The organism is Pseudovibrio sp. WM33 (assembly GCF_001623165.1).
GTDB lineage: Bacteria > Pseudomonadota > Alphaproteobacteria > Rhizobiales > Stappiaceae > Pseudovibrio.
The window spans coordinates 1-14422 of sequence record NZ_LMCK01000040.1 but is presented as its reverse complement, the minus strand read 5'-3'; the positions used below and the strand labels follow the sequence as shown (position 1 = coordinate 14422).

At 50.7% G+C, this 14422-nt stretch carries 11 protein-coding genes; 6 read left to right on the top strand and 5 right to left on the bottom strand.

Annotated features, from left to right (window positions below):
* The 4 genes from PsWM33_RS08770 to PsWM33_RS08755 form a co-directional block, all read left to right on the top strand.
* On the top strand, positions 1–301 hold a 301-nt coding region (locus tag PsWM33_RS08770), incomplete at its 5' end, for an NAD(P)H-dependent oxidoreductase (RefSeq protein WP_193778382.1).
* 681 nt (positions 302–982) lie between these two features.
* The gene (locus tag PsWM33_RS08765) at positions 983–2020 is read left to right on the top strand and encodes a helix-turn-helix domain-containing protein (RefSeq protein WP_082826938.1); all 1038 of its coding nucleotides are present in this window, start codon (positions 983–985) and stop codon (positions 2018–2020) included.
* 405 nt (positions 2021–2425) lie between these two features.
* A complete protein-coding gene (locus tag PsWM33_RS08760; protein ID WP_063299955.1) occupies positions 2426–3379 on the top strand; it encodes a N(4)-(beta-N-acetylglucosaminyl)-L-asparaginase in 954 nt (317 codons plus the stop codon).
* Entirely contained in the window at positions 3376–4101 is a 726-nt protein-coding gene (locus tag PsWM33_RS08755) for a copper homeostasis protein CutC (protein ID WP_063299954.1), read from the top strand. The genes PsWM33_RS08760 and PsWM33_RS08755 overlap by 4 nt, the downstream gene beginning before the upstream one ends.
* A 67-nt stretch (positions 4102–4168) precedes the next feature.
* Here the strand turns inward: PsWM33_RS08755 and PsWM33_RS08750 are convergent, their stop codons facing one another.
* The 5 genes from PsWM33_RS08750 to PsWM33_RS08730 form a co-directional block, all read right to left on the bottom strand.
* Positions 4169–5290 (bottom strand): polysaccharide biosynthesis/export family protein, encoded by a 1122-nt coding sequence (locus tag PsWM33_RS08750; RefSeq protein WP_208980577.1) that lies wholly within the window; start codon positions 5288–5290, stop codon positions 4169–4171.
* 263 nt (positions 5291–5553) lie between these two features.
* Complete coding sequence (locus PsWM33_RS08745) at positions 5554–5934, bottom strand: RidA family protein (RefSeq protein ID WP_057461419.1); 381 nt, start codon at positions 5932–5934, stop codon at positions 5554–5556.
* A 13-nt stretch (positions 5935–5947) separates the two neighbouring features.
* A complete protein-coding gene (gene pdxY / locus PsWM33_RS08740) occupies positions 5948–6802 on the bottom strand; it encodes a pyridoxal kinase PdxY (RefSeq protein ID WP_063299953.1) in 855 nt (284 codons plus the stop codon).
* Positions 6803–6874: 72 nt separating this feature from the next.
* Positions 6875–8152 (bottom strand): tryptophan permease, encoded by a 1278-nt coding sequence (gene mtr, locus PsWM33_RS08735; RefSeq protein ID WP_063299952.1) that lies wholly within the window; start codon positions 8150–8152, stop codon positions 6875–6877.
* Between the two features lie 82 nt (positions 8153–8234).
* Positions 8235–9635, bottom strand: a complete 1401-nt coding sequence (locus tag PsWM33_RS08730; protein ID WP_063299951.1) for a tryptophanase — start codon at positions 9633–9635, stop codon at positions 8235–8237.
* A gap of 1584 nt (positions 9636–11219) precedes the next feature.
* Between PsWM33_RS08730 and PsWM33_RS08725 the strand changes: the two genes are divergently transcribed.
* Entirely contained in the window at positions 11220–13382 is a 2163-nt protein-coding gene (locus PsWM33_RS08725; RefSeq protein ID WP_063299950.1) for a beta strand repeat-containing protein, read from the top strand.
* Positions 13383–13385: 3 nt separating this feature from the next.
* A complete protein-coding gene (locus PsWM33_RS08720) occupies positions 13386–14264 on the top strand; it encodes an autotransporter domain-containing protein (RefSeq protein ID WP_082826936.1) in 879 nt (292 codons plus the stop codon).
* The last annotated feature ends 158 nt before the right edge of the window (positions 14265–14422 follow it).

The window sequence follows — 14422 nt, the reverse complement described above, 5'->3', positions numbered from 1 at the left end:
CCTGCTTTATCGAAGCTGCCCCACACTTTTGAGTGCTCTCCATGCAGGCGGCTACAACAACTTCAGCATGGATGAGTTGCTCAAGCCCTTTCAGCAAACGGCATTGATGACTGGCATGACTTACTTGCGCCCCTTCGTCTTTCACGGTCTGGCGGTGGTAGCAGAAGCCGCCATGGAGGCCTCTATCGCAACATTGCTTGCTCACATTCAGGACCCGGAGCTGAACCCACTCATCAAGAAAGCACGGATGGATAAGCTGCTGGAAAACGACGCCGAGTTGGCTGCCCGTGTCAGTGCCTGACCTATTTTTCTAGCCCGGTTTCAAAAGGCGAGCCTTCGTGCTCGCCTTTTTGCCGTCTCATAAAAACTGGCGCTGATGAGCCGGCTAAGGCTTTAAAATATGCAATACCTAAAAATCGATTCGATCTTTAATGAGTGTATCCGCATCCAGCCGTCCATCTCTCTTAACCTGACGTTTCAAAGCACAGCTTTGTTTTAGCAATTTGTTTCACGCCCTTGTTTTTACTGCGATCCTTTAGAAGGATAGACCTACTGTGGCATTATGGATGGGGCGACATGGTGGTGACTTTGTTTTCGGTGCCTTGATCTGTTGGTCAGCACTGCATTCATTTTCAGAATTCTTTTTTTATGGCCGGGGCTCGGGGGTCGCTTCCTGAAATTTGGTCATCTGAAGGCTGGAGGGACACCATTCCTGTCAGACTTAGCGTAGGACACATTGCTCAACACCGCCTTGCCTCCAACCATAAGCAGGACCACGGTATCAATGCCCGTTTTGAATCTTTTTCAACGGGAGGGGACGCAAAACTGACAGAACGATGTGGCCTCGCAGGTCCCTTTCTCAATCGGGACTGTAGCTCCTTCGTTCTCCAGCCTTCAGGAATATTTTAAGCGCAGATTGGAATTACCACGCACAAGTTGCAGTATAGTACCGGGTAGAATGTCTGTTGAATCGAACAACTCAATGAATGAGCCGAGACCTGAGGTGATTTACCGGCCCAGTATCAACTGGGATGAATGGCGCGAGGGGGTCGCCGAAGCGACGGGAGAGGCTTGTCTGGCTTCCAACACCGCTTCACCAGATGCCTTTGGTGCGGGCGTGCGCGGATTTCGATATAAAAGTGGCTTTGTGGCAACCATCAACGCGACCCCGCACAGGTTCATCCGCTCCAGCCAGCGCATTGCCCGCGATGGCATGGACGCTGTGTTTGTGCAATTTTATGATCACACCCACAATTGCGTCACCCACATGGGCCAGGAGAGCGTGGAACTCCAGCCCGGTCATCTGATCGTGCAGGATATGGCCGAGCCGTTTGTGGTAGACCACAGCTCTTACAAGCTGATGACACTGGCTTTGCCGCGAACGGCACTGGCACCGTTCCTCCATGGCGATCGCACCTATCCAACCCTATGCCTTCCCGCAACAGGCGGCTCGACCAATGCAGTGATCAGCATGATGCAGCTGCTTCGCGGTCAACTGGGTTACCTGTCAGATGAGGATGTCACTGCAATCGTGGAACGCATCGCCAAGCTGATCGCCAACCAGATGAACAACGGCCCGAGAATCTCGTTTGCACTGGATGAAAACAATCAGACTGCAGCGCGGTTCTTACAAGCCGCCGAGTACATCAGCCGGACCTATACCAACCCACGCCTGAACAGCACGGAAGTGGCGCATCACCTCAACGTGTCGCGCACCACTCTCTACCGCCTGTTTGAGCCCATGGGCGGCTTCATGGCCTTCCTGCGTTACATCCGCATGAAACACGCCATGCGCAAGCTGCTGCGCTCCGGAAGCGATACAGTCAAGATCCAGCAGATCGCCGAGAGTTGTGGTTTCTCGCACGCCTCCAGCTTCACCCGCAGCTTCAAAGAACACTACGGCGTTTCTCCCCGCGACATCCTGATGGACATCGCCGCCGGGCAAGACCATAAAACCCACATCTCCAGCGGCATCTTCTCCAACTGGCTCACCTCGCTAAAAGAGGCGAAGTTGAACTAAGGGGAGCTTGATCCTCTAAGATCAAGTTGACCCCGGGTATCACAGCGACACAGTACCTGCGTACCTTCACAAATTGCCCGATATCCATTTCATGGAGCGGTCCAAAGTGACCAACCGAGAGGTCCGTATGGTTAGGATCTGGCGTGATTTGTGGGTGAAAACATAGCAACGCAGAAAAACGCAAAAGCTTTCAAACGAACGCACAAAACAACGCAAACGCTCACAGCTTTTGGATGCTACCAATTTTCAACGTGAATATCATCGATATTTCAGCATGTTAGATTAGCGGTGATGAAGGCAGAGACACGACATTTCCGACTGGAGCCGGATTGGTAGCATTGACAGGGCGAGGGCATCATCAAAGAGTTACTGTGATTTATTCTCTGATAAGTTTTGAGCGGCGCAATGATCGTACTTGGTAATTCTGAAAGCTGGCCCGGCATTGGCACCACCGCCAGTCACCTGCAAAACGGAGCACATGGGCTTGATGCCTTGGTGCCCGGACTATCTTTGGTGGAAGCTGAAACCAAGGTGCGCAGTGTAGGCTATGGCGGCTGGCCGAACCTGTTGGGAAACATGGAGTTTGACGCCAGCGTGATGGACGGCACCACCCGTGATTACGGCGCTGTTGCAGGCGTTCCGATGACGTTGGAGGTCACCCGTCTGGCAAAGGCGGTGCTGGATAACTTGCCACACACCATGCTGGTGGGTGAGGGGGCTCGCCGTTACGCAGACGAGCTTGGGTTTGCAAAGGATCCCGCCTTGCTGGAACACAGCAAACAGGTGTGGTGGCGCAAGCTGGAAGAGGTGATGAGCGACGAGCAGAAAGCCGCCTTTCCCAACACGGATCTGGCACCGTTGACCAAAGCAATCACCGACCCCGAAAAGGTGAGAGACACCACCGTTTTCCTTTGTAAAGACAGCCAGAAAAACATCTGCACCGCGACCTCTACATCAGGTTGGGCCTGGAAATATCCGGGGCGTGTCGGCGACTCGCCCATCCCCGGTGCGGGTTTTTATGCTGACAGCCGTTATGGCGCGGCCGCATGCACTCATACAGGTGAAATGACCATGCGCTGCGGCACCGCCCGCACCGTTGTGCTGGCCATGAAGCTCGGCATTTCGCTGGATGATGCGTTGCGGCTGGCGATCTCTGAGTTGCAGGAGCTGGAGAGCGGTTACATCGGCGGTGTTGTGATCCATGCCATTGATGCAGCAGGCAAACACCGTGTGGTCAATGTTGGGTGTGACGAGGAGATCGTCTATTGGGTCTGGACACCGGAGCTCGGCCAGCCTGAAAAACGCAAGGCCATCCGGGCAGAAGATTTGATGGTGGGTCAGGTGGAGGTTCAGTCATGAAGCTGGAAGTGTGTGTTGACACCATTGCCGGGTTGAATGCTGCTGTTGCTGGCGGAGCTGACCGGATTGAGCTGTGTTCGTGCCTCGCCATGGGTGGCCTGACGCCGTCCGTTGGCCTGATGGAACTGGCAGCCAAAGCGCCCATCCCGGTCTATGCTATGATCCGCCCTCGCGGGGGTAACTTCATCTTCTCCCCACAAGAGGTGGACCAGATGAAGCGCGAAATCGATGCTGCCCGTAATACCAATTTGGCCGGTGTTGTTCTGGGCGCAAACCAACATAACAACGCACTCGACACTAACCTCTTGAATATACTGGTGGATCATGCCGGCGATCTTGGTGTAACGCTCCACCGCGTCATTGACCTTGCCCCAGATCTGATCGAGGCCACCCACGCGGCCGTCGAACTCGGCTTCGAACGCATCCTCAGTTCCGGCGGTGCTTACAAAGCGATTGATGGTATTGAGAACCTAACCGCCATGCACAAAGCCGCAACTGGCAGGCTCTCTGTGATGCCGGGGTCAGGTGTTAATACTCAGACGGCGCCCGATATCTTACAAGCTGCTGAATTTACTGAGATTCATGCAGGCTGCGGAAAAACTTATCCGCAAGACCAACGTCTGCTGGAATTTGGTTTTGAAAGCGCCGGAGAAAAACGGACCGATGAAGAATTGGTGAGATCACTCAAGACTATCCTTCAGCAAAATGCATACACCAAATAACACATTCATTTAACCCGCTGATATTTCGATAGTTTCACTTACACGACCGCAGCAACTCATAGTAAAATTAAGGCACACCTGCAAGCGCAACACCAGACCGCAATGTACCGGTTACAGGAGAAATGAGGATGCTGATGAACTTGTTGACCTCAGAGACAGATGAGTTCGCCACATAGATCACATCTTTATCTCTAATTTCAAAGGCTTGCGTCAAAAACATGCCGCTTGGCTCTCTCAAATTGAGACGGTAGACAACAGGCACTGTCCCGAATTCCTCATGTTGCTCATGCGGAGGAAGCAACGGCATCATCTTTTGCCGGTCCTCAAACCGGAACAGGAAAACACCCGTCGCATCCGCAGTCCCATCATGCAAACCACCAGACATTCCAATGGCTTCCGAGAGGTTCACCCGCGAGGAAGGGAAGTCGTATTTGCGCCGGGCAACAACCGCACCAAACACAGTGAAAGATTTAGGCTGGTGTGTAATGGAGACAATGTCCTTTGGCCGAAGCCAGATATTGTTAGCTGGTTGCTCCGAAATATCGTCCAGACTAAACCGGAACTTCTTGTCATCTCTCATGACAGTAACAAACGACTCATAGTCTGGATTCCGCGTTCCACCAGCTTCTGAGATTGCCTCAACCAGACTCAGACCATCTTCATGCACACGGAACTGGCCCGGACGCATCACATCACCAATAACAATGACCTTGTGCGATCCATTTGCCTGAAGGTTTACAACCACTTGTGGATCGACAGCCTTACCCTCCAACCCACTGAGAATCTGTTCGCGAACCTCAGAGATACTCTTGTTCTCGACTTTGAGTTCCCCAACATAAGGCACGTAAATATTGCCTTGGTCGTCAACCACAAGGCCAAGCTCAGTGCGTTTTTGGCCTTGTGTTGAGAAAAGCCCATTTGGGATGGACTCCCAAATCCCAACAGAGAGCTGATCACCAACACCAACGCGGATCGTGCTTCTCTTGCCCTTGCCAACGCGGAATTCTTTGGGAGGTAAGTTACTGGCATAATTGGATAAATGCTGAACTGTCGGAACATCAACATCTAGCATGACATAGCTCAGCGACTGCGCATTACGTTGAGAAGTTGCATTCTCCACCTGATAAGCGCTTGGGCCATGTCCTGGAATTTCCGAGCACCCAACCACTGCAAGCAGCAGCGCAGGCACAACGAGCAACTCCAACCAGCGAGATATGTGCAAACATGTTTTCACATGCGGACACTGACCTATTCGAGGGCCTTCGAGTAGCCGCTGGATTTGGCCATTGCCTGTTTAACGCACTTCAATTTCGGGGTTTTTTCGTGCGCTTGTCAGCTGCTCTGATCAGAGATAATCTTACTAAGACACTGCAAACAAACGTCTTTGTATCTCAACATATTGAGGGCAATGCTCGTGTTGGACCACGAGCATTGCAGGGGAAATCCTACCCGTTATGGGCAGGCAATCACTTCGATCTCGACGAGAGCGTCTTTTGGCAAACGCGCAACTTCCACACAGGACCGTGCTGGGAACGGCGCATTGTTGTCTTCAAAGAACTTGCCGTAAACTTCGTTCACGCGAGCGAAGTCATTGAGGTCCTTCACGAAAACCGTTGTCTTCTTGATGTTCTTTGCTGCAAGACCTGCTTCTTCAACAATCGCCAGACCGTTCTTCAAAGACTGAAGGGTCTGCTCAGCAACATCTGCAGGCATCTCACCGGTTTCCGGATTGATCGGCAACTGGCCGGACGTGATGATCATCTGACCAAGGTTCACACCCTGAACATATGGGCCAATTGCTGCAGGTGCTTTGGAGGTATCGATAGCTGTCATTGTTTTTCCAGTTTTATAGGCTTGTTAGTTCGAACTGTTCTTTTGGTGTGACGAATTCCTGTTGCGCCGCAATAGTTTGCAGCTCCCATTCGTCTTTTTCCTGCGTGGTTTTAAGCACGCCATACACCGCATTATTACAGTGCTGGAACGCTTCTACTTCAGAAAGTCCATTCAGATAACCAGCGGCAAATACAGATGTGATTAGATCTCCGACGCCAACCGGTTGGCGCTCAAACGGAAGGTGCGGCCGCTGTGCCAGGTAGCTGCCTTGCTCGCTCGCAAACATCATAGTGAAAGCATCATCAGAAACGCTGTGCAAGTGCTTGGCGAGAACCATTTTAGGCCCAATTTCCATTGCCTTAGCGCATGCTTGTTTGGCTTGTTCCAGCGTTTCAATTGGCTCACCAATGAACTGTGAGAGCTCAAACTGGTTGGGCACAATTACATCTGCAATCGGCATCACCTTGCTCACCAGCAACTCGGCAACGCCTTCGCTGACGATGCAGCCTTTATCAGGCGCACCCATGACTGGATCACAGAAATAGAGACAGTCCGGATTGTGACGCCGGACTTCGTTCACGATGTCGACAATGACGTCGCAATGAGAAGGTCCACCAAGATACCCTGTTACAATGCCTTTGATCTGAGAGAGGACGTTCAGTTTTGCCAATCCCTCAAAGATTTCAGAGATTTGCTTGGCATCATGGGCCTGTCCCGTCCAACCTTGCGGATGCTGGGTGTGATTTGAAAACTGGACAGTGTTCATAGCCCAGACTTCATGCCCCATACGTTGCATTGGAAATACAGCACAGCCGTTGCCAGCATGGCCGTATGTCACGTGGGATTGGATGGAGAGTATGCCTTTCATTTCAAATACCTCTTTTCGGAACTGAGGCTCACAACCGCGAGCCTCAGCAGAGCGTCATGCCATTCTCGGCGCTTATGGATATACTGGAAGTGCGTTGAACATCCCCAGGATGTGACTGACTGCGACCAAAATGCCGAAGCCAAAGACCAGCCAGACAAGAGCCTCACCGCCCCAAACGCGGAACTGAGGATTGCCGAATTTCTTACGGCTGACCCGCACCATCAGAGCAGGGACGATCGCAGTCCAGACTGTTGCTGCAAGACCAGCGTAGCCAATCGCGATGATGAAACCATCCGGAAAGAATATTCCACCAATCAGCGGAGGAACGAAGGTTACTGCAGCTGTTTTCGCACGACCTGCAGGGCTGTCATCAAACTTCAGGAAGTCCGCCAAAAAGTCGAACAAACCAAGCGCGACGCCAAGGAAGGAGCTGGCCACAGCCATGTTACCGAATGCGGACAACATGTTGGACGCAGAAGTATTTTCTACTGCACGACCAAGAGCTTCCACCAATACGCCGATGTTACCGCCCTGCTCGATGATTGGGCCAAAATCAGCTCGTGAGATGTTGCCCAATGTGGCGAACAGCCAGACAATGTAAAGTACCAGTGCAAGGAAAGTGCCTGTACCAAGGCAGAGCAAAATCTTCTTTGGCTCCTTGCCATAGTACTTCATCAGGCTTGGTACATTATGGTGATACCCAAAGGATGCCAGACAAAACGGCATTGCAGCGAACAGATACGGGAAGTAACTCCACATTCCCATAGCACTGTCGCTATCAAAGAAAACTGCAGCCTTCATGTTGAAGGTGTAACCGGTCACAGACATGAAGAACGTGATGATCATACCGCCAAGCAGAATGGTTGTGATGCGATCAACCGCTTTAGTAGACCACCAGACGAATAAGGCCAGGCCCAATGCAAAGATCAGTCCGGCAAGCATCTGCGGAGGCGCAACACCCAATGTTGCATCCAATGTGTGAACCACAATGGACCCGCCACCGGAGATGTAAGCATAGCAGAGGATGTAGCCGACAAATGCGACGGCGATGTTGTTTACGGTGTTCCATCCAGTCCCAAGAGTGTCTTTCACCATAGTATCGAAACTGGAGCCGACCGGATAATTCAGGTTTGTTTCCAATATCATAAGGCCGGAATGAAGCATACAGAACCAGGTAAAGGCCAGAGCCAGAATGGCCCAGATGCTCCACATACCAGCACTAACGGTTGGAACGGAAAACATACCAGCGCCGACTGCTGTGCCGGCGATGATCATAGCCCCGCCTAGAAAGGATGGACTGACTGTTGCAGTGGATTTTCCCAAACCACCGACTTGTGTGCCCTCAGACATTTACTTCTCTCCCGTGAAGTAGTTTTGTTATATCCGTGAGGAAAGAGGGGAGGCACAGAGCAGCGCCTCCCAAGTTGCCAAATTATTTAATTGGCTTCAGACGTGCAGTGAAGTGACGAAGCACAGGTGGCTCATATTCAAAGTCGAAGCCTTTGATGTCCTTCGCGTTTTTCGCAACGTTGATCAAAGCATCCGCGATGTAATCCATGTGGTCATTGGTGTAGACACGGCGCGGGATTGTTAGGCGCATGAGTTCCAGTGGGGACTCTTTTTGCAGGCCGGTGACTGGATCGCGGCCAAGTAAGAATGAGCCAATTTCAACTGGGCGTACACCGGATTCCAAGTACAGTGCATTACACAAAGCCTGCGCCGGGAACTGGTCTCCCGGGATGTGCGGAACGATCTTCTTCGCGTCTACGAACACCGCGTGACCACCGGTTGGGTACTGAATTGGCACGCCGCCTTCAACGAGACGATCGCCTAAATACTTAACCTGGCCAATACGATAGTGCAGGAAGCTCTCGTCCGCACCTTCATGCATACCCCGTGCCAGCGCTTCCATGTCGCGACCGGCTAATCCCCCGTATGTTACGAAGCCTTCCATTGGGACGCAGAGGGTCTGGACGGCCTGGAACAGCTCTTTCTTCTCCCGGATGGCGCACATGCCACCGATGTTGACCAGCGGGTCTTTCTTGGCGGACATGGTGAGCATATCGCCGTAGGAGTACATTTCACGGATGATGTCGGTGATGGACTTATCCGCGTAGCCTTCCTCGCGCTGCTTGATGAAATACGCGTTTTCGCAGTAACGGGCGGAGTCAATCACTACCGGGATGTCGTATTTCTGGCCGATCTCATAAACTGCCCGCATGTTGGCCATGGAAACTGGCTGACCGCCGGAGCTGTTACAGGTCACTGTGGTGATGATCGCGGTGATGTTCTTCGCACCATTTTCCTTGATCGATGCTTCCAGCTTCTCAAGATCGAAGTCACCCTTCCAGTCATAGTAAGTGGTTGTGTCATAAGCCCGTTCGTCTACCACGTTGACGACTTCGCCGCCGTTCAGTTCTACGTGCGCGGCCGTGGTGTCGAAGTGGTAGTTGGAGATGAACACGTGCTTGTCTGCATCACGCACTTCCTTAGCGCGGCGGATCAGCGCCGGGAACAGGATCTGCTCTGCACCACGCCCCTGGTGGGTTGGCACCATATATTCATAACGGAAGAAGTGATGGACAGCTTCTTTGAGGTTGTAGAAGTTGCGGGATCCGGCATAGGCTTCATCGCCCATCATCATGCCCGCCCACTGGTAGTCAGACATGGCGCCCGTGCCGGAGTCTGTCAGCAGATCGATGTAAACGTCATCGCTTGCGAGCAGGAATGGGTTGTAACCTGCTTCAGCCAATGCCTTTTCGCGGTCTGCGAAGGTGGTCATCTTGATTGGCTCAACCATTTTGATGCGGAACGGCTCAGGGATACGTTTCATTGTTCTAGTCCTTACGTCATGTTTTTACTGCGCATTCTTTATCCAAATACTGGCTCCCACCTTTGGGAACACGCAGCGGCGCACGAGTTGGGTCGCTCTCCAACCATTGGGCGCGAAAGTTTTCAAGCACCTGAAATTACAGGCGGTTATCTTGGAATTTGTGTTTTGCGGCAGCAGTCACCAGATTTGAAAGTAAGACGCAGCTCACCCGTTCACTGTCAGAGACGGTGTGAGTAGTTTTGCCCGATAAAGCGCAAGGGTAGATGTAATTTTCCCGTTGCTCCAAGTAGATTGGGCGTCAAACATTCAAATTTTTAAAGGGACTGATGGGCCTGTAGGCTTATACGCACGCATTTGGGAAGTCATAGGCAAGACGAACATCTTGCGTAAACCATGCCAAACTCTTTTTATTGCGATACTGAAGAACCAGTACTGACCGGCTCATGGCCTATTCCTCATCTTTACTGCATATCATGTGATAGCAAAGGCATATGAAACCACATTCACCCATGTGTCAAGCAGCTATTCTACCTCTGTGCTACGTGATATACCCTAGAACAAGTATTTAAAGGAATGTAGACTTCATAAGACATTGAGAAAGAGGATAGTTATCAATATAGATAAGTAAATAAACCTACCATTTCTTCACATAATCTCTAATGGCATGTTCTCTTGAGGTATGTCAGACAAAAACATTTGAAACCACCTAAGAATGATGTACATAAAACGCCCTAGGAACCGCTGCTGTGGCCGTGAATTCTTGATATCTCAGAGGCAGAACCGCTCCTAAGTTTCACAGGGGTAAATTGTTCCAAGTTATTTGCGATGAAGCCTCCCTCCACGACACTTTCCAACAACCACCAACCTACCCCCGCAAGATAATTGCGCCCCACACAGTTATCCCCCTTCCACGGCAGACAAGCCCAGCTCCCAGACAGTTGATAACTTTTCCGCAAGCCGGGCATAACCTCATCGCAATCTCAAAAACCAGAACACACCATCCATGAAACCTACTCAGCATTCATCCCAAAACACCCCTACATAACAACGCGTTCTTTTGCGTTCCTTTGAGTTTTTACGGATTTCATTGTGCAGCGCAGGATGAACTACCGAGGAAGGTGAGGCCGCATGATTGAGGAACGGTAACTTAAATGGCGTTCAAACTACCAAATAGATGGGTATAAAACCGAAGCAAATTCCCAACCATCAAACTTCTATCAGCTCAAAAATAGAATACACACTTTATTTTCAGCAAGTTATTCCTGCATGTGATTTAATTTTCTCTAAATTCGTTTGTTTACCCGTATAATTTACAATTGCGATAGAAATAAAAATATTATTATTTAAAAATAAGCATTTTTACCTGATATCAGTAAATATAAATGTTAGATTACTTTAGATCATGGAAACTCATTTCACATGACAAATCTACTTCATAATCTTAAATGCAATTTTAAATTATTTTTTTCCTACATTTTTACCCTTTCATTTTTCGCGATTACATTTCTAAGTTTGACTTCAGCCACACCCGCGTTTGGAGCTCTTAGCTGCGATTTTCCAGATAGCGAAGGGAATGGAATCGCCGTGAACTTGACTTCGGACGCTTGCAGGGTAACAAGGCTTCCCAATAATGACGAAGCACTTATCACGGATTTTAACGCAGCAACGGGTGATGTTGTGATTGCCGTAAATACTGATGTTCCAAGCGCAGGTTTGGGAGTAAACACTCTCTCCATTGACGGCACACCGCAAACCATCGTGGCAGGGCCGAATATTTTCCTCAATAGCCTCCCAGATAATACAACAATTACGCTTACAGGAACCCACAATAATAACACTGAAAACTTCTCATTTTCGCTCATTCGCTCAGGTGGGACAGTCACTCTTTCCGGTTCAAGCAGTGGAGGTATACCTACTGCAATCTCCGTGACGTCTGGCAATAACCAAAATACTGAGATCTCGACATCTTTTTCGAACCCACTCGTCGTCACCGTGACGGACAGTGGGGGAGACCCAGTTGCCAATGAAACTGTTACTTTCACAGCTCCCGCTACTGGCGCAAGCCTGAGTTCCGTCACTCAAACAGCAACGACAGATGCCTCTGGCGTGGCGAGTTTGAGTGCAACGGCTAATGCGACAAGTGGCAGCTATGTGGTGGAGGCGAGCGTCGGCGGTGTTGCAGCTACCGCTGATTTCTCCTTAACCAACGATACCGGGGCAGCCGCTTCGATTGTTGTGACCTCCGGTAATAACCAGAACACTGCGATCTCTTCTGCGTTCACAAATCCTCTTGTTGTGACTGTCACGGACAGTGGGGGGAACCCTGTTGCGAGTGAGACTGTAACGTTTACCGCCCCCGCCACAGGTGCAAGCCTGAGCTCTGTGACACAAACGGCGACCACAAACGCCTCTGGTGTCGCAAGCCTGAGCGTAACGGCCAACGCAGCCAGTGGCGCGTACGTGGTCGAGGCGAGTGTCGGTGGTGTTGCTGCAACCGCGGACTTCTCCTTAATCAACAATACTGGTGCGGCGTCTGCTGTCTCGGTCACCTCCGGAAACAACCAGAGCACTGCAATCTCGTCTGCCTTCACTAACCCACTTGTTGTGACGGTGACCGATAGTGGGGGGAACCCTGTTGCCAGCGAGACTGTAACGTTTACCGCCCCCGCCACAGGTGCGAGCCTGAGCTCTGTGACACAAACAGCGACCACAAACGCCTCTGGCGTGGCGAGCCTGAGCGTAACGGCCAACGCAACAAGTGGCGCGTATGTGGTCGAGGCAAGCGTCGGCGGTGTTGTAGCAACTGCAGACTTCTCCTTGACCAACAATACCGGGGCAGCCTCTTTAGTAGCTGTGACTTCCGGAAACAACCAGAGCACAGCAATCTCGTCTGCCTTCACCAACCCACTTGTTGTGACGGTGACAGACAGTGGGGGGAACCCTGTTGCCAGTGAGACCGTGACTTTTACGGCACCCGCCACTGGCGCAAGCCTGAGCTCGGTCTCTCAAACCGCTACGACAAACGCCTCTGGCATGGCGAGTTTGGGCGCAACCGCTAATGCGACAAATGGCAGCTATGTGGTGGAGGCGAGTGTTGGTGGTGTTGTAGCAACTGCGGACTTCTCACTTTCAAACACATCAGGGCCATCATCGATTGTTGTGTCCTCAGGCAATAACCAAAGCACAGAAATTTCAAACAGCTTCTCTGATCCGCTTGTTGTCGCCGTCACCGATGCAGGAGGAAATCCCGTTGCAAATGAGACTATCACCTTTACAGCCCCCTCCTCTGGTGCAAGCTTAACTGTTGTTACACAAACGGCGACAACCAATGCAGCTGGAATCGCGAGTTTGACTGTAACAGCAAACGATACAGTTGGGAGCTATGTGGTAGAGGCTAGCGCTGTTGGCGTTGGTAGTTCAGCAGACTTTTCACTGACAAATGCACGCGACAGCAGTGCCGATATTGCACGGACAAAAGCTGTCATAGGTGCTTTTGTCGGCACACGCGCTAATCAAATTGTGGCAGAACAACCAAAGCTGGTGCAAAGGTTAAGAACCGGAAAGTTCGGTCAACAAAAAGGCTTAAACAGCTTCTTTTATGATGTCTCTTCCGCACGTCAGCAAGCTTCCTTCCAATTCAGCTATGCCTCCTTTATGAACAAGCTGACGTCCCTCAATACCGATAGGTCTTCGCAAGCGACAAGCCGTATTGCGAGTGGATTTGATCAGGTTGAACAGCCCAAGTAAAATATAGAGCTTAGCTGGGCTGCAAACACAATCACCGCATCTCATGAAGCCTCAGCAGCGATTAATGGCCTCGTTTCGGATAATGGACTATCAGATGACGGTTCTTCACCTTCTGGCTTTGATATTTGGGCACAGGGGTCCTACATCCGCGTTGAAAATAATGATTTTGGAAGCAACAACGGGTTGTTCTTCGTTGGTGTCGATTACCGTTATGAAGATACGTTCCTTTTCGGCTTTCTGACACAGCTGGATATCTCTGAGGAAGACAACAATACAGCCAACACTTCAGCGAGTGGTGTTGGTTGGATGTTTGGTCCTTATGCCGTTCTTCGCCTGCAACCAAATCTCTACATGAATGGCCAGATCACTTATGGTCGTTCCAGCAACGACGTAGATGCGCTAGGGCTGGGAACGGATAACTTTGATACCGAACGATTGCTACTCCAAGCTGGTTTGACGGGAGATTTTAGTCTGAATGAGATGACTATTAATCCGTTTGCCAACCTCACTTATTATTATGAGAAACAGGAGGAGTATGTTGATCAATTGGGAAATAGAATCCCCGATCAAACCTTCACCCTTGGGCGACTGGAGTTCGGGCCACGTGTCTCCTATGACTATCTGAGCGAGACAGGCTACTTGTTTTCTCCTTTCCTATCTGTTTCAGGAATCTATGATTTTAATCGCCTGGTCAGTGCAATTCCTACAGACGCAACACTGGCTTCTGCTGATGAGAACTTCCGTGCCAGAGTAGAGGGCGGCGCAGAGCTGGTCATTCCAAGCCCTGGAATCAGAGTGCTGGGAGAAGGGTTTTACGATGGAATTGGAGTTTCAGACTATGAAGCTTACGGCGGAAAGTTAAGTGCAAATATTCAGTTCTAAAGTCGGTTCAGTCTGATAGGACATATGGAACTAATCAAACCATTGAACCTTTAGTCGCAAAAGAGACCTCATCATCAGGTCTCCATTATCGGGTGTACGCTTTTCGGTGACAATCTATCTGGACTGACCTAAAGAAAATGGAGAGCCTCTGTCTCACT